This window comes from Pedobacter sp. (assembly GCF_045628745.1).
Taxonomy (GTDB): Bacteria; Bacteroidota; Bacteroidia; order Sphingobacteriales; family Sphingobacteriaceae; genus Pedobacter.
The window spans coordinates 1-21,705 of the sequence record NZ_JAZQPU010000111.1 but is presented as its reverse complement, the minus strand read 5'-3'; the positions used below and the strand labels follow the sequence as shown (position 1 = coordinate 21,705).

The following is a 21,705-nucleotide window of genomic DNA, read 5'->3' as shown; positions in this document are numbered from 1 at the left end:
AGGGGGAAATCAAGGTTGAGGACACCGTTTTTGAGGTTCAGCCATGCAGATACAAAATAATCCTTTGCACAGTAAAACACCACAGGGATAGAGAAGGCAATATTGAGCCAGCCAAAGAAGTTTTGAAACTCTATCTCTAATTTCGAAAGGCCGAAATATTCAGGAAAGCTTAGCAACATGGTGTTACCAAAGCAAAAACCCGCTACAGCAATTCTGGTGATCAGGGCTCTATCGGCTACAGAAGATTGTTGCTTTTTAACAACATCCTGCAGGCTAATTAAAGGTTCATAGCCAATTTGGGCTAAGGTTTCCACTAAACCCCGTAAAGAAAGATCCTGATTTTTAAAGGTGATGGCAACTTGTTTTTTTAGGAAATCTATCCTCGACTGTACAATTGCGGGGTTGATTTTATACAGGTTTTCCAGTAACCAAATACAGGAGCTGCAATGGATGGCTGGAATATATAAAGTGATTACCGTTATTTTCTCATCACAATAATCAACAAGGCCGGCCGCTACTGCAGGTTCATCGAGGTAGTCGAAGTGGAGGTTTTGTTGTTTTTGGGTTTTCCCGGGTACATCATTATAAGCGTAATAATTACCTAAATTGTGGCTGGACAAAATTTGATAAACCCCTTTGCAGCCTACGCAGCAAAAGTTCTTATCATCTTGTTGTAATGGACTAGAAGGCAGGTCATCACCACAATGGTAACATTGTGTAGCTACAGCTAAAACTTTGGTCTTTAACATAGGGCAAACATTATGCTACAAAAGTGCAGTACAATGCTTGCCTGTAAAATGACTAAGCTTTTAACAAAATGTGATCCCTGTCACTTTTTCTATCCCTCTTTAGCCATTCATCAACAGATTAACCATTTCTTTCAATTCTTCCAGTTCTTGTTCTAACTTTTCTACCCTTTGTGCTAACAAAGTATTACTTTGCACAACAAGCAATTTTTCTTCCTCTATGGGCTCAGGCACCATGTCGCCACCAAAAAGTTGCATGAAACGAACTTCTTTTTGTCCTGTTTTTTTCTGTAGCTGTTTAACATAAGGCGGCTCATGATGGGCAAGCTGCTGCAAAATTTCTACTACTTCTTCTATACTTTCAAAGTCAGACATTCTTGCCGAATAGGTATTTAATTCGCCAGGCGTTAATGGACCGCGCAGAAATAAAAGTGCCAGCAGGGTAAGGTCTTTAGGGAGCAAAGGGTATTTAATAGCCAGGTTATGTTTGTATTTGGTGCTGCGGGTGCCTGCACCCGTTGCGGTGCCAACTAAACCTTTTATTTTTAAGGCGTTTAATGTCAGTGTTATTGTTTCTTCATCGTAATTAACAACAGGGTTTCTGGAAGTTTTCTGGTTACAAGCCAGCATAATGGCATTAATGCTCATTGGATAATAGTCTGGTGTAGTTTTACTCTTTTCAATTAATACCCCAAGAATTCTTTGTTCTTCTGCATTTAGGGGCTCCAATGTTTTGTTATCTTCCATTGAGCTAATATAAGATGATCCTGAAAACTTTTTAATATTTTATGGTGTTGTTTTAGAAAGTTTAATAATATTCTAAAAGCTTATGCCATCAGAAATCGTCACGAAATGCAGCAAATTACTAATAGATAAAAATTTGAGAGTCGTATTTGCAGAAAGTGCTACAGGAGGGAGGTTAGGTTATGAATTCTCTATGACAGAGAAGGCTGGTCAATTTTTTATTGGCTCATTGGTTACCTATGATGCCGGTTTAAAGCAAGACAGACTTGATGTGAGTAAAGAACTGATAGATGAATTTACGCCGGAATCTGCTGAAGTGACCAAAGCGATGACTTTAGGTTTAAGCGTGATTGTGCCAGCAGATATTTACCTGAGTATTACAGGTCTTGTATCTCCAGGAGGTAGTGAAACGCCAGAAAAACCTGTAGGTACCATTTTTATCCATGGGCTCTGTAAAGATAGGGAAATTGTAGACCGGACAGTTTTTAAGGGTAGCCCCGAAGAAATTGTCATGCAAGCAATAGACCGGGTGGCCACCTTGCTCATCGAAAGTATCAATGCTAACTACTAATTCCATCAATTGCAGCAGTAGCGATGCACAAGCTATGTATATCTTGTCTTAAGTTTTTTTATTTGCGACAAAGTGCATAGCTTTAAGTTCAGGTATGAAAGAGAAACAAAGGGGTAACGAGAAAATATTACTCGGCATGGTGTCTTACGTTCTGAGTTTCACTGTCAGTGAATTTTGCAAATATGGTTATACCTTGGCTTTTGAAAAGGAATTATCAGATTTAAAAGGACTGGTTAAAGCTGACTCCATTTACGAGAACGATTATGAAATATTAGAAACGTTAAATGATCCTGCAGTGGTGCTGCTGCTCAACTCCTTAAATAAGGTTGCAGAAGCTATTCAAATGTTTTCCATGATCAATAATATTGATGAAGTGGAAAATATGTTCGATCAGGAATGCCATCAACATGCATCAAACAACTTCCATTTTTATGTAAATGAAAGTGTGGGTACCAGCTATGAATCCCTACTGATGGAAACCCATGAGTTGTATTTTTCGGTGATGCACCTTATTTTTCATACTGCTTATCAGCTGCGGCTGGACAAAATAGATCTACCAGAGGCGATTTTCGATACTTTTTACTTTGACTTTCTCGATGTGCTCGATAACAATATGAAAACCGATGATAAAAACATCAGGCTTTTATTTGAACTGATCGTTGATTTAAACGACGATGCGGTTGCTTTCAGCAACCTCACCTAAGGAATTATTTTAATAAAGCTTCGCGGTGTTCAAAACAACCGGAGCGTTTAATCTTAAAGATCCTGTATCATGATGAATGGTACAGGATCTTTTTTTGTTATTGGATAGCTTGCCTGCAAGTAATAATTAGCTAATCGTAAAGACATTATTTGAAGGGCATTGGCAGGGCCTTCAGTTATCAATCGATATAGGTAGGCCCTACGAAGGCCCTACCAATGCCCTCTGAACGCTATGGAAACTAATAGGTTCATGATCGCTATAAGTCATTGACAAGAAAACGTTTTTGTTGGTGTTTTCGGAAGTTAATTCCATTAAAAAAGCCATATCATTTTTGAATGATGTGGCTTTTGAAAAGATTTATTTGAATTTAAAACGAAAAGTCATCGTTAGGTTTGGTACCATTACCTTCATGATTTTCAGAAAACTCGTAGCGTTTTTCAACTACTTCCTGGTGATTTTTAATGTAATCCACCGTTTCATTTAATCCTTCTGCAAACTTCTCAAAGTCTTCTTTATAAAGGAAGATTTTATGTTTTACAAATACACCATCTTCTAATCTCTTTTTACTCTCCGTTAAGGTTAAGTAAAAATCTCCTGAGCGTGTTGCTTTTACATCAAAAAAATAAGTTCTCTTACCGGCCCTTACTTTTTTAGAAAACACCTCTTCTCTCTCTTTGTTTTCAAATTCTCCCATGGTTGGTATTAATCTTGGTTTTGGTTCGGGTAAATATAATGCAATAATTATTAAACTTCAAAATAGAAATTACACAGAATTTTTTTCTTCTTCCAGTAATTGATTTTGGTACATTTCTTTATATGCGCCGTTGAGGTCCATTAATTGCTGATGGCTGCCTTGTTCTAAAATTTGTCCCTGGTCAAGAACCATAATAACGTCGGCATTTTTAATAGAAGAAATGCGGTGCGCAATAAGTATACTTGTTTTGCCTTTCATAATTCTGCCCAGGTTGCGCAGTATCTCTTCTTCCGTTTTAGTATCCACGGCAGAAAGACAATCGTCGAATATCAAAACTTTAGGTTCTTTAATCAGGGCTCTGGCAATAGATACCCGTTGTTTTTGTCCACCGGAAAGGGTAATGCCTCGTTCACCCAGCATGGTTTCAAACTTTTGTTCAAAGTCCATGATGTTGTGGTATACAGCGGCACTTTTCGCAGCTTCTATCACATCGGCCTCCACAACCTCGTCTAAGCCAAAGGCAATATTATTTTTGATGCTGTCAGAAAAAAGAAACACTTCCTGGGGCACAAAACCCACCTGGTTACGGTAGGCGCCAAGGTTTAGGCTTTTTAGTGGTTTCCCGTCTACCAGTATTTCGCCGCTATCAGCATCATACATGCGCATAAACAAATTGGCTAAAGTAGATTTTCCAGAGCCTGTACGGCCGATTAGCGCCACAAACTGACCTTTTTTAATTTCGAAACTGATGTTTTTCAGGGCCTGGATGCCTGTATCAGGATAGGTAAAACTGACATCTTTAAATTGTATGCGTCCTTCAAATTCAGGAATCACTACATCGCCAGATATAATATCTGGCTGCAGCTGTAGAAACTCATTGATTCTTTTTTGTGAGGCTGCTGCACGCTGGATCAAAGTAGTTACCCAACCGAGCATGCTTACGGGAAAGGTAAGCTGATTTACATATACTATAAATTCGGTAATGTTACCGGCGGTAATAGCGCCACTCATCACTTGTTTGCCGCCAATAAAAACGGTGAAAATGGTGCTTAGTCCAACCAGAAGTAAAATGGTAGGATAAAATACAGCTTGCACCCTCACCAGGCTCATGGAGTTTTGTTTATAGCCTTCACTTTCCTGGGCAAAGATTTCTTTGGTATGCGCTTCCCTCACATAAGATTTGATGACCCTGATGCCGGAGAATCTTTCCTGCACAAAACTGGAAAGGCTTGACAGGCGCTCCTGTATGGTTTCACTCTTTTTATTGATCAGTGTATTTACAAAATAGATGGTTACAAACAGCAGGGGAAGGGGTAAAAGGCTGTAAGTAGCTAATGTAGCGTTCACCGAATACATGTAGGAGATGATGAGTAAGAACAACACAATGGTGTTGATGGCATACATAATTGCCGGCCCCACATACATTCTCACCCTGTTTACATCTTCTGTGGCACGGTTCATCAAATCGCCCGTATTGTTTTTACGGTAGAAACCCAAACTTAGATCCTGGTAATGGGCATATATTTCATTTTTCATGTCGAACTCAATATGCCTGGACATCAGGATAATGGTTTGCCGCATAAAGAAGAGAAAAAGACCACGTAAAAGGTATAAAATAATAACCAGGGCACCAAAATAAAAGAGGCTGTAGCTAAAAATATCATAGATAATAGTTTGCTGGTTAAAGCCGTTGAATAGGGTGTAAACCTGTATATTTTCAATGATCAGGTTAAAAGCATGGCCGATGACTTGTGCGGGAATGACGGCAAAGATATTAGAGATGATGACGAACAAAATTCCCGGTATAATCCACCATTTATATTTGAGGAAATATTTATTTAAAAAACGAAGGTGCTTCATGTTCATGTAAAGTTATACAAATAGACCCTATTATTTTATACACTTTACTGAAAGAAGGTAAAATAACGTTTTTTTTATGCTAGTTTTGCGGCATAGCTGATAAATATAATTGTATGTCTGATAAAAGCCCAATTGTAACTTCTATTCTGGATCAACTTACTGCGTTAGGGCATAAAAAAGTTGTTTTTTGTAATGACCCTGATACTGGCTTAAAAGCTATTATTGCGGTACACGATACAACTTTAGGTCCTGCAATGGGGGGTACAAGAATGTGGAATTACGGTTCTGAGGCTGAAGCACTGGAAGATGTACTCCGTTTATCAAAAACCATGACCTATAAAGCAGCCATCACAGGCTTAAATTTAGGGGGTGGTAAGGCCGTCATTATTGGAGATTCCCGAAAAGGAAAATCTGAAGCCATGATGCGCAGCTACGGAAGGTTTATTAAAAACCTGAACGGTGAATTTATTACCGCTGAGGATGTTGGTACCACCACCAGGGATATGGAGTTTATCAGGATGGAAACCAACCATGTTACTGGTGTGCCAGAGGCTATAGGTGGAGCAGGGGATCCTTCTCCGTATACAGCTAAAGGGGTATACCTTGGTATCAAAGCTTGTGTAAAAGAGGTTTTTGGTACAGATATGCTTGCCGGAAGATCTGTAGTGGTACAGGGAATAGGTAGTGTAGGTGAACATTTGGTAGAATTGCTGAGAAATGAAAATGTAGAAGTTTTTATCAGTGACATTGATGGCGAGCGTTTGCAATATGTAGCCTCTAAATATAAAGCTAAACCTGTAGATGCTGATAAAATATTTACCATTGATGCAGATATCTACGCACCTTGTGCTTTAGGGGCTACGGTAAATGACCGTACAATACCAAAAATGAAGTTTGCCATTATTGCCGGTTCAGCAAATAACCCATTGGCAGATGAGCAAAAACATGGTCAGCTGTTATTGGAGAAAAATATATTATTTGCCCCAGATTACCTGATCAATGCTGGAGGTTTAATAAATTGCTATTCTGAGTTAACCGGTTTTGGCAAAAAAAGAACGATGCAGTTAACAGAGCATATTTATGATGCTACACGTAACGTTATCCAGATGTCTAAAAAAGAAAATATCCCTACCATACAGGCTGCAAACCGCATTGCAGAATTAAGAATTGCGGACATAAAAAAAATCAAATCGTCGTTTTAAAATAAATAAATAATTAGGTAAATTTACCACTCGTTCTTACATTCATGTTAAATAGAAGGCACTTAAGAATTAAAGCTTTGCAAAACATTTTTGCTTGGCAAATGACAGATAAAAAAGATCTGGAATCATCGAAGAGAGAATTGATGAAAAGTATTGACGATGTGTACGAAATGTACATCCGTATGCTCGCTCTTCTATCTGAAATTACGGAATACACTGCTATTGATGCCATCGAAAGATCCAATAAGCACTTTCCTACTGCAGATGACCTCAATCCTAATCAAAAATTGCTGACAAACAAGTTTATCAACTTGTTGCAGAAAAATCCAGATTTCCAGTCGAAAGTTAATAAATACCAGGTCAACTGGCATTCTGATCCGGAATTTATTAAAACTATTTATAATAAATTAAAGGCTACCCCAGAGTACATTGCTTATTTAGCAGCAACGGACAATGAAGGTTTGGAAGAATCTAAAGAGATTATTAAATTTATTTTCCGTAAAATTATCCTTAAAAATCAAAACGTTATCCAGGATTTTGAAGATAAATTTATCAACTGGTCTGTAGATAAAGAAGTAATGCAGGGTATGGTGGCAAAAACTTTAAAGAATTTTACTTCAGAAGATCCTTTTGCTAATCAATTGACGCCCATCAGTCCAGACTGGAAAGAAGACAGCAAATTTGTACAAGACCTTTTTGTACATACTTTAAAGAACAACAATAAATACCAGGAATTAATTGCTGAACGCACTAAAAACTGGGAATCTGAACGTATTGCTTTGATGGATACCATCCTGATGAAAATGGCGATTTGCGAAATGTTGAATTTCCCTTCTATTCCGGTAAAAGTGACCATCAATGAATACCTTGATTTATCAAAAGATTACAGTACACCGAAGAGTAATTCATTCATTAACGGTATATTAGATAAAATTTTAGGTGATCTAAAAAGAACGGACAGCATTAAAAAGCTTGGAAGAGGACTAATTGAAGAATAAAAAAGATATGAAACAAATTATGATGATTGTCATGGCAGGTGTTTTATTTACATCATGTCAAGAGAATACTGCTAAAGAACCTGCTGCTGTAAATCAGGCAGATAGCGCAAATTCGGTAGTGATGACTACCTCAACAGCTGCTCCTGATGCACCTGTTTTAACTTTCGCAAAAGAGAGTTATGACTTCGGTAAAATTAAACAGGGTGAAAAAGTTCAGTATGATTTTAAATTTACCAATACAGGTAAAACACCATTGATTATTTCTAACGCTGTAGCTACTTGTGGCTGTACGATTCCAGAAACACCAAAAGATCCGGTTATGCCAGGTGCTGAAGGTGTAATTAAAGTTGTTTTCAATAGCGCAGGTAAAGTAGGGGTTCAGGATAAAGTGATTACAGTGACTTCAAATGGCAATCCAGCTATCAATGAAGTTCATTTAATTGGTGAAGTAGAAGAACCAAAATAATTTAACAAACAAAAAAATATAAAGATATGACGACATCAGTAGTAATTTTACAAGCAGGAGGCAATGGTATGTTAGGCACTTTAGTGCCTATGGTTTTAATCATGGTTGTGTTTTATTTCTTTATGATCAGACCACAGGTTAAAAAAGCTAAAGACCATAAAAAACTGGTAAGTGAGTTACAAAAAGGTGATAAAATTGTAACTACAGCAGGTATCCACGGTAAGATTGTAGATCTAAACGAAACAACTTTCTTAATTGAAGTTGAAAGTGGTACTAAAATAAGATTTGATAAAACGGCCATCTCTTTAGATGCAACTAAAGCTACTTTACCTAAAGCTTAGTTTTGCCAGTTAAAAATTAAGCCGCTCCAGTTTCTGGGCGGCTTTTTTTATTAAATTTGTTTACATTACACCTATGCCACTCATTAAACTTACAAATGTAGAACGCAAGCGTATCCTGACTTTGATTGTCTGTGTTTTACTGGCAATTAGTGGCTGGTTATTTCTAGCGTTAAACAATAAATATATCTATACGGCCAAAACTGTATTGATTTATAAAAACTTCCCTCAAAAAAAGGCTTTCCATCCATTACAGTCTGATACGGTAGACCTGCAGGTAGAAGGAACAGGCTGGCAATTGTTATTTGCCCGCTTGCGCATTAAACCACAGTCTATTTCCATTAGCCTGGAGAAGTTAAACAACAGGAATTTTATTGTTTTCTCAGAACAGTTATACAATGTAAATAACCAGTTGCTGACCGCGCAAAAGGTAATCTCTGTTAAACCTGATACACTGTATTTTGATTTCTCCACAAGGACAGTCAAGAGAGTGCCAGTAGAACTGGTGTCGGAACTTGAGTTTAACAAACAATATGGCATCTCCTCTGATATCCTGATCACCCCTAATTATGTTACCGTTTCTGGTCCCCAGAAGGAGCTTGATTTGATCGATTCCTGGAAAACAGATACGCTGAGAGTTAAAGGTATTCAAAATTCTGTTAAAACAAGGGTGGCCATGGACCATGGTGATTTTAAAAACATCAGTATTTTTCCTGCCAATGTGGAGGTCAGCATCCCTGTTGATGAGTTTACTGAAAAAACCATGGAGGTGCCTCTTAAAATTATCAATAATAAGGAATATTATAATGTTTCCCTCTACCCAAAAAAGGTAACTATTACTTTTATGGTCTCCCTGTCGAGTTACCATATCGTCAATGAAAACTTTATTGATGCCGTAGTGGATATGGAAGAGTGGAAATTATATAAACACCCGCAACTGCAGGTTAAGCTTACCCGTTTTCCCGACTATTGCAGGTTAATTAAACTCTCCCCTTCAAAGGTGGATTTCATCATCGAGAAATAATGTTAAAAATAGGAATTACAGGTGGAATTGGGAGTGGTAAAACCACCGTGTGCCGGGTTTTTGAGGTACTGGGCATTCCAGTTTTTTACGCCGATACAGTGGCCAAACAAATTATGGTTCAGGATCAGATCCTGATCAGCGGCATCAAAGATACCTTTGGTGAAGAAAGTTACTCCAGCGAAGGTCTTTTAAACAACAAACATATTGCGGGCATCGTCTTTAATGATACGCTTGCTTTAGAAAAGTTAAATGCATTGGTACATCCTGCTGTTTTCAGGGCCTTTGACCAATGGGTGGCTCAAGTACCTGCCAGCAGTCCTTATATATTAAAAGAAGCAGCCCTGCTTTTTGAGAGTGGTTCTTACCAGATGTGCGACTATAGCATCCTGGTTACAGCACCTTTAGCGGTGAGAAAAGAACGCGTAATGTTGCGCGACCAGGTTACTGAAGAGCAGGTACAGGCACGTATTGATAAACAATTTACGGATGAAAAGAAGTTGGAACTCGCGGATTTTACGCTGGAAAATAACGAAAGTACATCCATCATTATGCAGGTGTTAGACTTGCACCTGCAATTTATAAATAGAAAAAATTAAATGATATTAGCTGATTTTATAGTGCAACGCCCGGTGGGTTTGTACTGTGTGTATGGAGATTTCTATTTAGACCCCAAAGTGCCAGTTCAAAAGGCTGTTATTTCTCATGCCCATGCCGACCATGCTATTGGTGGTCATGCCCAGGTTTATTGTACAAAATCCACAGCTTTGTTTATGAAACATCGCTATAGGGACAATGCCGGAGAAAGCTTTTTCCTGAAAGATTTCCACGAGTCATTTATAATTAATGAAGTCACCATTACTTTTATCCCCGCCGGACATATGCTGGGCTCGGCACAGGTAATGATGACCTATAAAGGTATCAAGTACCTTTATACAGGAGATTTTAAGCTGCAGGCAGATACCACCTGTGAGCCCTTTGAATTTGTAAAGGCCGATGTGCTGCTCACAGAAACAACATTTGCCAATCCGGATACACAACATCCTTCGCCAGAAGCGGAGTTGCTGAAATTAAATGCCACCACCTCCAATATTATGTTAGGCGCTTATGTGTTGGGTAAAAGTCAGCGATTGATACACCTGCTGCAGCAGCACTGCCCTGAAAAAAGAATCCTCATCCACCATAGTATTCTTCCCTTTTTGAGGATCTATGAGCAGGCGGGCATCAGCTTTGGTAAATACGAACTTTTCGATAAGCGCGTTTTGAAGTCAAACCAGCAAATAGTTTACCTGGTGCCGCCTATGGTTTATAACAGTAACATCAAAACCATGAATGTGATGAAGGTTTTCGCCACCGGATGGAAAGATTTACAACGCAGCAATAAAATACAACTCTATGTTTCTGATCATGCAGATTGGAATGATATTCTCCTGACCATCACTAATGTTCAACCTACACAAGTGTGGACCACACATGGAAGTGGTGTAGCTTTAAAAAACTATTATGGTGAAAGGCTGGAAGTGAAGATACTGAACTAATGGAAGAGGAAAAAGATTATTATTTTATTGAAGGAGGGCTGATGGTATTTACCGAAGCCCACCATTTAAAAAGGGGCTATTGCTGCAAAAATAAATGCAGGCACTGCCCCTGGAAATACGGTAAAGAGAAGAAATTAGTGCCCGTGGCCGCTGCTAAAAAAACCAATCAGGGCAATACCAATACCGATTAATACGGCTATCATTTTACGCATATTTACTTTATGGTCTACACTGGATTCGAAGAGAATCGTGGTGGAGATGTGTAAGAAAATACCGATCACCACACCCATCATTTTATTGAAATAGGCCTCTACACCACCAATGCTGCCATTGCTGATGCCGGTGCTCACATAAAAGCCCAAAGGGGCCATGATAGCGAAAATGGTAATGAAAAACACAATGTTTCTTTTGGTGTAATGGCTTTGCATCAGGATGCTCGCCAGCGCAAATGCTGCTGGAATATGGTGTAAGGAGATACCAAAAATCAGCTCGTTATGTTGATCTTTAGCCAGGGGCATACCTTCTAAAAAGGCATGTAAGCATAGACTGATCATGATGCCATAAGGAAACGCTTTATCATGGCTGTGTTTATGAATATGGCCATGTTCTACACCTTCAGAAAATTGCTCTAAAAAGATTTGTAGAAGGAAACCTATCAATATAAAGATGCCTATTTCATGTGCATCAGGACCACTATAAGCATCTGGAATTAAATGCAGTACGGTGATGGCAAAAAGATAGGCGCCACTGAAAGAAAGGATGAGTTTTAAAAGTTGTGACTTATCGTTTTTTACCAAAAAGATAGTACAGCCGCCAAAAAAGGCACAAAAGAAAAGAACTAATAGTTTCCAGATCTCCATTATATGTATTGTTGTAGTTTATGGTAAAGTTTAGCGGTAGAAAGTCCAATGGCGATACCTAAAATTGCACCCGCCATGGTGTCTATAGGGTAATGTACACCCACATAAATCTGGGCAAAGGAAATGATAAAAGCCCAGAATATGCCAATGGGCAAAATAGCTTTCCAGCGGTCGTAAAATATGCAGATCAAAAATACGGCAATGGCGAAATGATTTGTAGCATGTGCGGAGGGAAAGCTTTTTCCTGCACCACAACCTACCCGGTGTATAATCCGCGATGCAAGCTGTGGCTCACTGCATGGGCGTATCCTGGCAACATGAGGCTTGATAATCCTGGAGGCTACCAAATCGCCGATGGCAAAGGTAAGGAGCAACACGCCAATGATCAATAGACCTTCTTTTTTATAGGCCCTGATGCAGAAAATGATGATAAAGAGATACAGCGGAGCCCAAAAATAGCGGTTACGCAACAAGGGCATTAACCAATCGAAAAAAGCATTCGATAAGCCTCTGTGGATCTCCAAAAAGAGCTCCATATCAAAATGCAGCAACGATTCTAACATATTTTCTTGCAAATCAGGATCAACCTGTCGGATTTGTTTTCATCAAAAGGATTCAGCGAATAATCGCCGAATTTAGCGCAAAGCTCCAGTCCGCTTTTCAGGAGCATTCTTTCAAAATCTGCCAGCGTAAAAGCTTTCACCCTTTCTTCGAAGGCAAAGGGCTTGCCTTTATGCTCAAAATTGATATGTTTAATGATCTTGCCGTCGGATACGAATTTCTTAATCTTAAATTCTATCCCTTCCATGGTTTTCACTTCCTGGGCAGTAAGGTTCCTCAGGATCTTTAAAGTATTGAAATAATCGATCACCAAAGTGCCATCAGGTTTTAATCCCTTACGGAAAGATTTTAGCGCGTTAACATGGTCTTTTTCAGTTTCAAAATAACCGAAACTGGTAAATAAGTTCAGCGAAAGGTTGAAATAATTGATGTAAAAAAGCTTGCGCATGTCATGAACAAAAAAGTGAAGTTGTTTTTGTTCAAACTGGTGGGCAAATTTGATACTTTGCTCTGAAAGGTCTATTCCCGTAACATCATAACCTTTTTTCTGAAGGTAAATAGCATGGCGGCCTCTGCCGCAGGCGATATCTAAAATTCTGGAATCGCTGGATGGCTTTAAATACGATGATAGATTATCTATCAGTAGCTCAGCTTCTTCATCGTTACGTTGACTGTAAAGAATATGATAATAGGGTGAATTAAACCAATATTGAAACCATTTACGCTGCATAGAGCAAGTATTTAATGTTTTAATGAATGGCAAAGATAGTATTTTGAACAGCATCACAGAGGATTAATTATGAGGGCGCTTAAATTTTTGCTATTTTTGAGGCTACCTAAATAATAGAATTTTGACACTAATAAAATCTATCTCTGGAATCAGGGGAACCATCGGCGGTATTGCCGGATCAGGGTTAACTCCAATTGATATTGTTAAATTTACAGCAGCCTATGGCACCTGGGTAATTAAACAAACCAACATCAGTAAAATTGTTTTAGGCCGCGATGCCCGCATTTCTGGTGAAATGGTGAATAACCTGGTGATCGGTACCCTTCAAGGTCTGGGTATTGAGGTAATAGATCTTGGTCTTTCTACCACACCTACTGTAGAAATAGCAGTGCCTTTAGAAAATGCCGGTGGTGGTATTATTTTAACGGCAAGTCATAATCCTAAACAATGGAACGCGCTGAAGTTGTTGAATGATAAAGGAGAATTTATCAGTGATGCTGAAGGTAAAGAAGTACTGGACCTTGCGGAACGTGCAGATTTTAATTTTGCTGAAGTTAATCATTTAGGTAAGGTGATTAAAAACGATACTTATCTGCAGAAACATATCGATGCTATTTTGGCCTTGCCATTGGTTGATGTGGAATTGATTAAGGCTGCCAATTTCAAAATTGCCATTGACTGCGTAAACTCTACAGGTGGTATATTTGTTCCTGCTTTGTTAAAAGCATTGGGTGTAAAGGTAATCCATGAATTGTACTGTACACCTGATGGCAATTTTCCGCATAACCCTGAGCCATTGCCAGAAAACTTAACAGAAATTGCTAAAGTTGTGCAGCAAAAGAATGCCGATTTAGGAATTGTTGTAGATCCTGATGTGGACAGGCTTTGCTTTGTTTGTGAAGATGGGTCTATGTTCGGTGAAGAATATACATTAGTTGCTGTTGCAGACTATGTTTTGCAAAATACACCTGGAAACACGGTTTCTAACCTGTCTTCAACCCGTGCCTTAAGGGATGTAACCCTGAAGGCTGGTGGCGAATATCACGCAGCAGCAGTAGGTGAGGTGAATGTAGTTAACAAAATGAAAGAAACCAATGCCGTTATTGGTGGTGAAGGTAATGGTGGTATTATTTACCCGGAATTACATTACGGCCGTGATGCTTTAGTTGGCATTGCCTTATTTCTTACGCACCTGGCTAAATTTGGTAAATCGATCTCTTTGTTGCGCAGCAGCTATCCTAATTACCATATCTCGAAAAACAAAATTACCCTGACACCAGAAATGGATATCGATGCCTTGTTGTTGAAGGTGCAGGACCAATATAAAGCACGCCCAAGTAGCACTATTGACGGCTTGAAAATAGAGTTCGATAATGAGTGGGTACATTTGAGAAGATCAAATACTGAACCTATCATCAGGATTTATAGTGAAGCTCAAAATGAAACCGTTGCCGAAGGTCTGGCATCAAAAATTATATCGGACATTAAAGAAATTTTAAAATTGAATTAAGATCATGAACAGAATATATTTAGATAATGCTGCTACCACCCCCCTTGACAAGGAAGTTCTAGCTGAAATGGTTAATGTAATGGATAACTATTATGGAAATCCTTCATCTATTCATGCCCAGGGGCGTGAGGTAAGAACATTGATCGAGAAGGCGCGTAAAACGGTAGCCGGCTTATTAAATGCTGTTCCTGCAGAAATATTTTTCACTTCAGGTGGTACTGAAGCTGATAATACGGCCATTAGATGTGGTATTGAGGCTTTTGGCTTGAAGCACGCTATTACTTCTAAAATAGAACACCATGCAGTGGAGCATACCCTAAATGACATGTTGAAAAAGGGTGTTTTGGACAAAATCAGTCATGTCAATATTGATGCGAAAGGAAATATCGATTACGCACACCTGGAGCAATTGTTGCAAGAAAATGAGCGTTCTTTTGTATCGCTGATGCATGCAAATAATGAATTGGGTACTTTGACAGACATTGTTCGCGTAGGCGATCTTTGTGAAACTTACAATGCCATTTACCATTGTGATACTGTACAAACGATGGGTCATTATGTGCATGATGTGAGAAAGTTGAAAGCACATTTTATTGTTTGTGCTGCACATAAATTACATGGTCCTAAAGGAGTAGGTTTTTTATTTGTTAACCATAACATTAAAATCAGTCCGATGATTTATGGTGGTGCTCAGGAAAGAAATATGCGCGGTGGAACAGAAAATGTTTATGGTATTGTAGGCCTGGCTAAAGCACTGGAAATGGCTTATGCCCACATGGCTGAACACCAGGCATATATTCAGGGATTGAAAAACTACCTTAAAGATAAGCTGGTTGCAGAAGTTCCGGGAATAGCTTTTAATGGTGAAAACGAGCCTGAGAATAGTCTTTATACAGTTTTAAATGTGTCTTTTCCTGAAATGGATATGGGCGATATGTTGTTGTTTAACCTTGATATCAATGGTATTTCTGCTTCAGGTGGTAGTGCATGTTCATCAGGTTCTAATATTGGCTCCCATGTGCTGAATGGCATTGCTGCAGATCCTGGCAGACCATCAATCAGATTTTCTTTTAGTAAATTAAATACCCGTGAAGAAATTGATTATGTGGTGGAAAAAGTGAAACACATTGTGGACCAGAATGTAAATGTTTAAGGCTATTTAATGCCTTATTAAACATTCCTGGTGTTGAGCTGTTATAACAGTAATTAAGCTAATTATTGTTCACTAAATCTAAAGATGATGACTACACCAGAAAATAATCCTCAAAATAACCAGGACGAACAAGACGAGAAAAGAAAGACGATTTATAAAGAAACTGAAGACAGGGGAGAGGATGATAAAGATCCGGGAGAATCTTCTTCTGCATCAGCTATTGGAAGAACAGATTTTGTTCAAAAACCAAACAGAGCGAATAATCCATTAGGCTCTGGTCACGAACCTGGCACAACGCCTGGAAGTAATATTTAAGAACCTTCAAATCACATAAAAGCTTAGCCTATGGCTGAGCTTTTTTTGTATCATCACCAAATTCTTTTAACCATGGCTATTCAATATGTTAGGCTGACAGATGGATCCCTGCCTGTTTTCACCTTTATCAAGGAGCTTTATGAGGGTGCTTTTCCATGGCAGGAAAGGCGGGACTGGCCTTCCTTAATGGCTTTATTAAAAAATCCAGACATGCAGCTAGATTTGATCACTGCTGAGCAAAGGCCTATAGGTTTCCTCATTTGGTGGAATATCCAGGGCTGGTTGTTCATAGAGCATTTCGCTATTGCAGCCGCGGAGCGCAGCGCAGGTTATGGTGCTGCCGTTATGCGTCATTACCTTGGGATGGCCAATGGAAAAGTATTGTTAGAGGTTGAACCACCAGTTACTGTAGACGCACAAAGAAGGATTAGTTTTTACGAAAAGCTAGGGCTTACTGTCTTGGATTTCCCCTATGAGCAGCCTTCTTATGTTGATCAGGAGGTCTATTACCCCATGTTTTTAATGGGAAAACTCCCGGAAAATGAAAAACAGGGTTTTGCCGAAGTTATAGAAGCAATGAAGGAAAAAGTATATGCCAAAAAAAAGCTTACCGGCAGGCAAGCTTTTTAATATAGGTTTGTATAACTTAGTTTTTCATCATCTTTAAGAAGGTAGCCAGCTTAGCTTTCATCGCTCTGCGGTCTACAATAAAGTCTAAAAATCCATGCTCCAATACAAATTCTGAAGTCTGGAAGCCTTTAGGTAAATCTTTTTTGATGGTTTCTTTAATAACCCTCGGACCGGCGAAACCAATCAAGGCAGCAGGTTCTGCAATGTTTAAATCTCCTAGCATGGCATAAGATGCCGTTACGCCACCCGTTGTAGGGTCAGTAAGCAAAGAGATGTATGGAATTTTAGCACGGCTTAATAAAGCCAGTTTAGCTGATGTTTTAGCCATCTGCATTAAGGAGAAGGCCGCTTCCATCATTCTGGCACCGCCAGACTTAGAAATCATCAGGAAAGGTATTTTATGCTCGATGCTGTAATCTATAGAACGGGCAATTTTTTCGCCTACTACAGAACCCATAGAACCACCAATAAAATTGAAGTCCATACAGGCAATTACAATATTTTCGCCTTCAATCTTGCCATGTGCAGCACGTATAGCGTCTTTTAAGCCAGTTTTATTCATGCTGTCCACCAATCTTTCCGAATAAGGTTTGCTATCCGAAAAATTCAGGGGATCTGTAGATTTTAAGCCTGCAAAAAGTTCTGTAAACTCGTTTTTATCAAATAAAACCTGGAAATATTCTTTAGAGCCTACCCTTAAGTGATAATCACAATAGTGGCAAACATATTTATTTTCATTAAGGTCTGCGCTGTGTAATGCCTTTTTACAATTAGGACATTTGTTCCACAAGCCATCCGGCGCTTCCTTTTTTTCTTCTGTACGTGTACTGATACCTTTATTTTCTCTCTTGAACCAAGCCATGTTATTTGTTGAAAAATGAGACTACAAAGAAACAAAAAAAAAACTTAACAGTGTGTGCTAGTTTAACGTTGATCAATTTTGAAGAAAAAAGGGGGAAGGCAAGCGGAAAATCGGGGTAATGAAACACTGCCTATAGATTTAAAATTATTCTGTTAAACTTGTAAACTATCAAACCAATTATATTAAACCCACATGAAATCAATTCTAGCTAGCACACTCTTACTGGTAATCCTTATTTCTAGTCATTCTTTTGGGCAGTCTTGCAACTGTAGCCAGGAATTTAAATTCATAAAGCATAAAATTGAGATCAATTATGCAGGGTTTAAGGATAAGGTAAATCATCAAACAGCAGCTGCCTATGGGCGTCGCACACAGTTAGCGCTTGAACAATCGAAGCTTATTAAAACGCCGGCACAATGTGTTTCTTTAATTAATGATTGGTTAGCTTTTTTCAAGGATGGGCATATCCAGGTGGGCAGAAACAGGATTTCCAAAGAAAGAGAAGAAGAGGAATTCAAAGAGCGTATCAAGGGGATAGAACGCTTAAGTTTAACAAATGAAGAACTGACAGCCCTTAAAAATACAAAAGGGATTGCTGGCATTTATTGGGATGAGGATTCGACAACGAAAATTGCGGTCATCAAAAACAAGACTTATTTCAGAGACTATGCAGGTGTAGTCATCTCCTCAAAACACGGAAAATGGTTGCCCGGACAAGTGATATTAGAACTTAAGAATGACAGGGATACGCTTAAGGGCATCTTATACGACAAATATTATATCCCAGCAAATGTGACGTTAAAAATTAAGCCTAATGCTTTAGGTACTTTTAAACGTGAGGGTACTAAGCAATTATCAAGAGAATTAAATAGTGAAGCAACTGTTGCTGCAAAAGTGCTTTCACAGCAAACCCTTTATCTAAAAATAAATACTTTTAACCAAAGTAATGCCGTAAAAATAGATTCTTTATTTAAAGCAAATCAAACTTATTTAAGTAAAATGCCCTACTTAATCCTTGATTTAAGAAATAATGGGGGTGGTGCTGACTTTTCTTATAGGCCTATAACTCCCTATCTTTATACCAATACCGTTAGAAATATTGGTGCTGATGTATTATCCACAGCTGATAACATGAAGGGCTGGGCGGCTATTGCTACTACGGATGGTATACCTGTGGATCAGAAAGCTTTTATTAGTCAGGTTATTGGAAAGATGGAACAAAATAAAGGCAAACTGGTTTCCTTTTCGGAAGACCGAGATATGGTTTTGGATACCATTGCCTCTTTTCCAAAAAAGGTAATTATTTTGATTAATAAAAATTGTGGAAGTACTACAGAAGAATTTCTATTGCTGGCTAAACAGAGTAGGAAAGTAACTTTAATGGGAGAGCATACTGCCGGAGTTTTAGATTATGCGAATATGAGAGGCGCAGATTTTAGCTGTATGCCTTATATGCTGTACTGGGCCACTTCCAGAAGCAGACGAATAGACCAGGGGTTGGCAATAGATAACGTTGGCATTATGCCTGATCAAGTTTTAAAGCCTGAACAAAACTGGATTGAAGAGGCAAAGCTATACGTTGAAAAATAAACCCTACCCTTTACCAGATTTTACATCCCTCATCACAATGAACATCGACGAAATAATTGCCAGTTTATATGTACTGCCTGAACATTCGCAAAACGCTTTAAAAGCAAGGATTGAGCAAATAACTTATCCCAAAGGCCATGTTTTGTTAAAAGCAAACTGCATTGAAAAGTATATTTATTTCATTAAAAGGGGAGTGGTGAGGGCTTATGCAGCTACTTTAAATGGACAAGTTACGTTTTGGTTTGGGATAGAAGGAGCACCTGTATTATCTATGAATAGCTATATTTCTGAAGAGAAAAGTTATGAGAGCATTGAACTGCTGGAAGATTGCGACTTGTATAAAATCAATATTTCGGAGCTCAGGGCGCTTTACGAAAAGGATGTGCACCTCGCTAATTGGGGCAGGAAGTTAGCAGAGCAGGAATTGGTAAAAACAGAAGAGCGCTTGATTGCCATGCAATTTAAAACAGCCCAGGAACGGTATGCAGATCTAGTAAATAACCATCCTGAACTACTACAAAGGGTACAATTAGGACATATCGCTTCTTACTTGGGGATGTCGCAAGTTAGTTTAAGCAGAATCAGGGCTGGCCAGCAATAAAGCTTTTTTTTAACATATGTAAAATGATAAGCCAATTCAGTTCAGGATATTTGCGGACTATAAAAAATATATGAACTGGATTATTTTAATTATTGCGGGCTTATTTGAGGTTGCCTTTGCCTTTTGTTTAGGAAAAGCAAAAGAGACCACAGGAAATGAAATGTATGCCTGGTATGCTGGGTTTTTCATTGCTCTTTGTCTAAGTATGGGGCTGTTGATTAAAGCCACTCAGGTATTACCGATTGGAACTGCTTATGCGGTGTGGACTGGTGTTGGCGCCGTGGGGACGGTAGTGATGGGTATTTTTTTCTTTAAAGAACCTGCTACCTTTTTACGGTTACTTTTCCTGGCTACTTTAATAGGATCGATCATCGGACTGAAAGCCGTATCACATTAAAACCATCATCACACTAAATATAGTTTTACCTTAAGCTAAACGTTGTCTTATCTTAATATAATTGAATTGAAAAATACCATTGATATCAGAAAAGCAACAGTGAATGATGTTGTACAGCTGCAGCAAATTAGCAGACAGACGTTCGTTGAAGCCTACTCAGCTTTGAACACCGTTGAAAACCTGAATAAATACCTGGAGGAGGATTTTTCCGTAGAAAAATTGACTGGCGAGCTTCACAACGGAGAGTCTGAATTTTATTTCGCCTTACAAGGACAACAGGTAATTGCTTATTTGAAGCTTAACAAGGGATTGTCACAAACAGAGCTCAGGGATGAAGAAGCTCTAGAAATTGAACGGATTTATGTGTTACAGGAATACCAGGGCATGAAAATTGGTCAATTGCTTTATGAAAAGGCTCTACAAGTTTCAAAGGATAGTAAGGCCAGTTATTTATGGTTAGGGGTATGGGAAGAAAACACTAATGCCATAGGTTTTTACAAGAAAAATGGTTTTGTGCCATTTGATCAACACATCTTTAAGTTTGGTGATGATGAACAGACCGATATCATGATGAAAAAAACCATTTAATTACCTGATTTTACCCTGTCTTGTTCGCTCGAAGAACTATTTAAGTGGCTTCTCATGGCTTTAATCATACTACTCCCAAAATTGTAGGTGAGCGTTAACTTTAAAGTTCTGCTTTCTTGTTTTTGGTTAAGCTGATAATCCTGATAGGGAACAGCGCTTTTAATTTTAATCTCTCTTTGATTAAAAAGGTCATTTATACCCAATTTGAGGGTGGCTTTTTCACTTGCAAAGGATTTCTGTATACCCAAATCTATACCATAAATGGGTTTGGCAACATAAGTGCCATATACCTGGCTTGAAGTATAATTTGCCGACAGCTCAGCGTTTAAAGTAGAACTAAATTTTAACGTTTGATTGCTGTTAAGGATGAAGGTTGTTTTTGCGTTTGTAAAAGGTAAGCCCATCAAATTAGGAGCGTCAAATCGGCTGTAATAGGTGGTCACGTCATTAGTGCTAGTCCACCAATCTGTTACATCAACGGATCTGTTGATATTTAAACTAAGGGTTTTTCGGGAAGCAAGATTTTGCTCATATAACGTAAGTGTTTTCCTGATAGTATCGGTTAACAATGTTGTGGTAATCACATCCTTCGTATGGATATATCCCAAAGAAAGATTCAATTTCTTTTTATAACCATAGGTCAGGTCGAATGAATTGGCGTATTGTGGCTTCAGTGAAGGGTTCCCCTGCGACATTGTGTATAAATCGGTATAATAAATAAAGGGATTGAGCGATTGGTAATCTGGCCTGTCTATCCGTCGGCTATAAGAAAAACCAAAGTCATGATTTTTAGCCAGGCTTTGCGTAACAGATAAGCTTGGGAAAAAGTCGATGTAGTTGCGTTTAACCTGATCTTGAAGTGTTATAGATTTACCTGTGGCGTGGGTAAGTTCTGTACGCAATCCTATTTGGAAAGCTGTGGAAAGAAAGTTTTTATGGAGGTTAAAATAGGCTGCGTTAACCTGCTCTTTGAAAGAGAATTGGTTGCGCTGACTGGCATCGTTTGTCCATGTATTATTAATCAAAT

General features: G+C 38.6%; 27 protein-coding genes. 18 read left to right on the top strand and 9 right to left on the bottom strand.

Features of this window, described 5'->3' with window-relative positions:
• The coding region (locus ACR2F7_RS04805) for a heavy metal translocating P-type ATPase metal-binding domain-containing protein (protein ID WP_432712456.1) at positions 1-749 on the bottom strand (749 nt) is incomplete at its 3' end.
• Positions 750-848: 99 nt separating this feature from the next.
• Complete coding sequence (locus ACR2F7_RS04800) at positions 849-1,493, bottom strand: YceH family protein (protein WP_432712455.1); 645 nt, start codon at positions 1,491-1,493, stop codon at positions 849-851.
• An 82-nt stretch (positions 1,494-1,575) separates the two neighbouring features.
• Between ACR2F7_RS04800 and ACR2F7_RS04795 the strand changes: the two genes are divergently transcribed.
• Entirely contained in the window at positions 1,576-2,061 is a 486-nt protein-coding gene (locus ACR2F7_RS04795) for a CinA family protein (protein WP_432712454.1), read from the top strand.
• Between the two features lie 94 nt (positions 2,062-2,155).
• Positions 2,156-2,764, top strand: coding sequence for a hypothetical protein (locus tag ACR2F7_RS04790; RefSeq protein ID WP_432712453.1), 609 nt, complete (start codon positions 2,156-2,158; stop codon positions 2,762-2,764).
• A gap of 367 nt (positions 2,765-3,131) precedes the next feature.
• On the opposite strand, the gene ACR2F7_RS04785 is transcribed toward ACR2F7_RS04790, so the two are convergent.
• A complete protein-coding gene (locus ACR2F7_RS04785; RefSeq protein ID WP_432712452.1) occupies positions 3,132-3,458 on the bottom strand; it encodes a DUF3276 family protein in 327 nt (108 codons plus the stop codon).
• Positions 3,459-3,527: 69 nt separating this feature from the next.
• Positions 3,528-5,318 (bottom strand): ABC transporter ATP-binding protein, encoded by a 1,791-nt coding sequence (locus tag ACR2F7_RS04780; RefSeq protein ID WP_432712457.1) that lies wholly within the window; start codon positions 5,316-5,318, stop codon positions 3,528-3,530.
• Positions 5,319-5,431: 113 nt separating this feature from the next.
• Between ACR2F7_RS04780 and ACR2F7_RS04775 the strand changes: the two genes are divergently transcribed.
• The 8 genes from ACR2F7_RS04775 to ACR2F7_RS04740 all read left to right on the top strand — a co-directional run bounded on the left by ACR2F7_RS04775 (position 5,432) and on the right by ACR2F7_RS04740 (position 11,072).
• On the top strand, positions 5,432-6,520 hold the full coding sequence (locus tag ACR2F7_RS04775) for a Glu/Leu/Phe/Val family dehydrogenase (RefSeq protein WP_432712451.1): 1,089 nt from the start codon (positions 5,432-5,434) through the stop codon (positions 6,518-6,520).
• Between the two features lie 101 nt (positions 6,521-6,621).
• Positions 6,622-7,518, top strand: coding sequence for a transcription antitermination factor NusB (gene nusB, locus ACR2F7_RS04770; protein WP_432712450.1), 897 nt, complete (start codon positions 6,622-6,624; stop codon positions 7,516-7,518).
• A gap of 7 nt (positions 7,519-7,525) precedes the next feature.
• Complete coding sequence (locus ACR2F7_RS04765; RefSeq protein ID WP_432712449.1) at positions 7,526-7,984, top strand: DUF1573 domain-containing protein; 459 nt, start codon at positions 7,526-7,528, stop codon at positions 7,982-7,984.
• A gap of 26 nt (positions 7,985-8,010) precedes the next feature.
• A complete protein-coding gene (gene yajC, locus ACR2F7_RS04760; protein WP_432712448.1) occupies positions 8,011-8,325 on the top strand; it encodes a preprotein translocase subunit YajC in 315 nt (104 codons plus the stop codon).
• A 73-nt stretch (positions 8,326-8,398) separates the two neighbouring features.
• The gene (locus ACR2F7_RS04755; RefSeq protein WP_432712447.1) at positions 8,399-9,346 is read left to right on the top strand and encodes a CdaR family protein; all 948 of its coding nucleotides are present in this window, start codon (positions 8,399-8,401) and stop codon (positions 9,344-9,346) included.
• Positions 9,346-9,942, top strand: a complete 597-nt coding sequence (gene coaE / locus ACR2F7_RS04750) for a dephospho-CoA kinase (protein WP_432712446.1) — start codon at positions 9,346-9,348, stop codon at positions 9,940-9,942. Before ACR2F7_RS04755 ends, coaE begins: the two co-directional genes overlap by 1 nt.
• Positions 9,943-10,881, top strand: a complete 939-nt coding sequence (locus ACR2F7_RS04745; RefSeq protein WP_432712445.1) for an MBL fold metallo-hydrolase — start codon at positions 9,943-9,945, stop codon at positions 10,879-10,881.
• Positions 10,881-11,072, top strand: a complete 192-nt coding sequence (locus tag ACR2F7_RS04740) for a DUF5522 domain-containing protein (RefSeq protein WP_432712444.1) — start codon at positions 10,881-10,883, stop codon at positions 11,070-11,072. Before ACR2F7_RS04745 ends, ACR2F7_RS04740 begins: the two co-directional genes overlap by 1 nt.
• Here ACR2F7_RS04740 and ACR2F7_RS04735 read toward each other — a convergent pair.
• Genes ACR2F7_RS04735 through ACR2F7_RS04725 form a run of 3 tightly spaced genes read right to left on the bottom strand, consistent with a single transcriptional unit; the run spans position 11,016 to position 13,032 of the window.
• Positions 11,016-11,741: a ZIP family metal transporter gene (locus tag ACR2F7_RS04735; RefSeq protein ID WP_432712443.1), complete on the bottom strand. Its 726-nt coding sequence runs from the start codon at positions 11,739-11,741 to the stop codon at positions 11,016-11,018. The genes ACR2F7_RS04740 and ACR2F7_RS04735 overlap by 57 nt on opposite strands.
• The gene (locus ACR2F7_RS04730) at positions 11,741-12,304 is read right to left on the bottom strand and encodes a phosphatase PAP2 family protein (RefSeq protein ID WP_432712442.1); all 564 of its coding nucleotides are present in this window, start codon (positions 12,302-12,304) and stop codon (positions 11,741-11,743) included. The genes ACR2F7_RS04735 and ACR2F7_RS04730 overlap by 1 nt, the downstream gene beginning before the upstream one ends.
• Positions 12,298-13,032 (bottom strand): class I SAM-dependent methyltransferase, encoded by a 735-nt coding sequence (locus ACR2F7_RS04725; protein WP_432712441.1) that lies wholly within the window; start codon positions 13,030-13,032, stop codon positions 12,298-12,300. The genes ACR2F7_RS04730 and ACR2F7_RS04725 overlap by 7 nt, the downstream gene beginning before the upstream one ends.
• 121 nt (positions 13,033-13,153) lie before the next feature.
• Between ACR2F7_RS04725 and glmM the strand changes: the two genes are divergently transcribed.
• The 4 genes from glmM to ACR2F7_RS04705 all read left to right on the top strand — a co-directional run bounded on the left by glmM (position 13,154) and on the right by ACR2F7_RS04705 (position 16,640).
• Positions 13,154-14,542, top strand: coding sequence for a phosphoglucosamine mutase (gene glmM / locus ACR2F7_RS04720; RefSeq protein WP_432712440.1), 1,389 nt, complete (start codon positions 13,154-13,156; stop codon positions 14,540-14,542).
• A 4-nt stretch (positions 14,543-14,546) separates the two neighbouring features.
• Entirely contained in the window at positions 14,547-15,695 is a 1,149-nt protein-coding gene (locus ACR2F7_RS04715; protein WP_432712439.1) for a cysteine desulfurase family protein, read from the top strand.
• Between the two features lie 84 nt (positions 15,696-15,779).
• Positions 15,780-16,010, top strand: a complete 231-nt coding sequence (locus ACR2F7_RS04710; RefSeq protein WP_432712438.1) for a hypothetical protein — start codon at positions 15,780-15,782, stop codon at positions 16,008-16,010.
• Positions 16,011-16,040: 30 nt separating this feature from the next.
• Positions 16,041-16,640 carry a GNAT family N-acetyltransferase gene (locus ACR2F7_RS04705; RefSeq protein WP_432712437.1) on the top strand — a complete coding sequence of 200 codons (600 nt, stop codon included), beginning with the start codon at positions 16,041-16,043 and terminating at the stop codon, positions 16,638-16,640.
• 16 nt (positions 16,641-16,656) lie between these two features.
• Here ACR2F7_RS04705 and accD read toward each other — a convergent pair whose 3' ends face one another.
• Positions 16,657-17,502 (bottom strand): acetyl-CoA carboxylase, carboxyltransferase subunit beta, encoded by an 846-nt coding sequence (gene accD, locus ACR2F7_RS04700; protein ID WP_432712436.1) that lies wholly within the window; start codon positions 17,500-17,502, stop codon positions 16,657-16,659.
• Positions 17,503-17,694: 192 nt separating this feature from the next.
• On the opposite strand from accD, the gene ACR2F7_RS04695 reads away from it, so the two are divergent.
• The 4 genes from ACR2F7_RS04695 (at position 17,695) to ACR2F7_RS04680 (ending at position 20,678) form a co-directional block, all read left to right on the top strand.
• Complete coding sequence (locus ACR2F7_RS04695) at positions 17,695-19,092, top strand: S41 family peptidase (RefSeq protein ID WP_432712435.1); 1,398 nt, start codon at positions 17,695-17,697, stop codon at positions 19,090-19,092.
• A gap of 37 nt (positions 19,093-19,129) precedes the next feature.
• On the top strand, positions 19,130-19,693 hold the full coding sequence (locus ACR2F7_RS04690) for a Crp/Fnr family transcriptional regulator (protein WP_432712434.1): 564 nt from the start codon (positions 19,130-19,132) through the stop codon (positions 19,691-19,693).
• Between the two features lie 70 nt (positions 19,694-19,763).
• On the top strand, positions 19,764-20,090 hold the full coding sequence (locus ACR2F7_RS04685) for a DMT family transporter (protein WP_432712433.1): 327 nt from the start codon (positions 19,764-19,766) through the stop codon (positions 20,088-20,090).
• A gap of 66 nt (positions 20,091-20,156) precedes the next feature.
• Positions 20,157-20,678: a GNAT family N-acetyltransferase gene (locus ACR2F7_RS04680; RefSeq protein WP_432712432.1), complete on the top strand. Its 522-nt coding sequence runs from the start codon at positions 20,157-20,159 to the stop codon at positions 20,676-20,678.
• Here the strand turns inward: ACR2F7_RS04680 and ACR2F7_RS04675 are convergent.
• A partial coding sequence (locus ACR2F7_RS04675; protein ID WP_432712431.1) for an outer membrane beta-barrel family protein occupies positions 20,675-21,705 on the bottom strand: 1,031 nt, incomplete at its 5' end. The two genes, ACR2F7_RS04680 and ACR2F7_RS04675, sit on opposite strands and share 4 nt — an antisense overlap.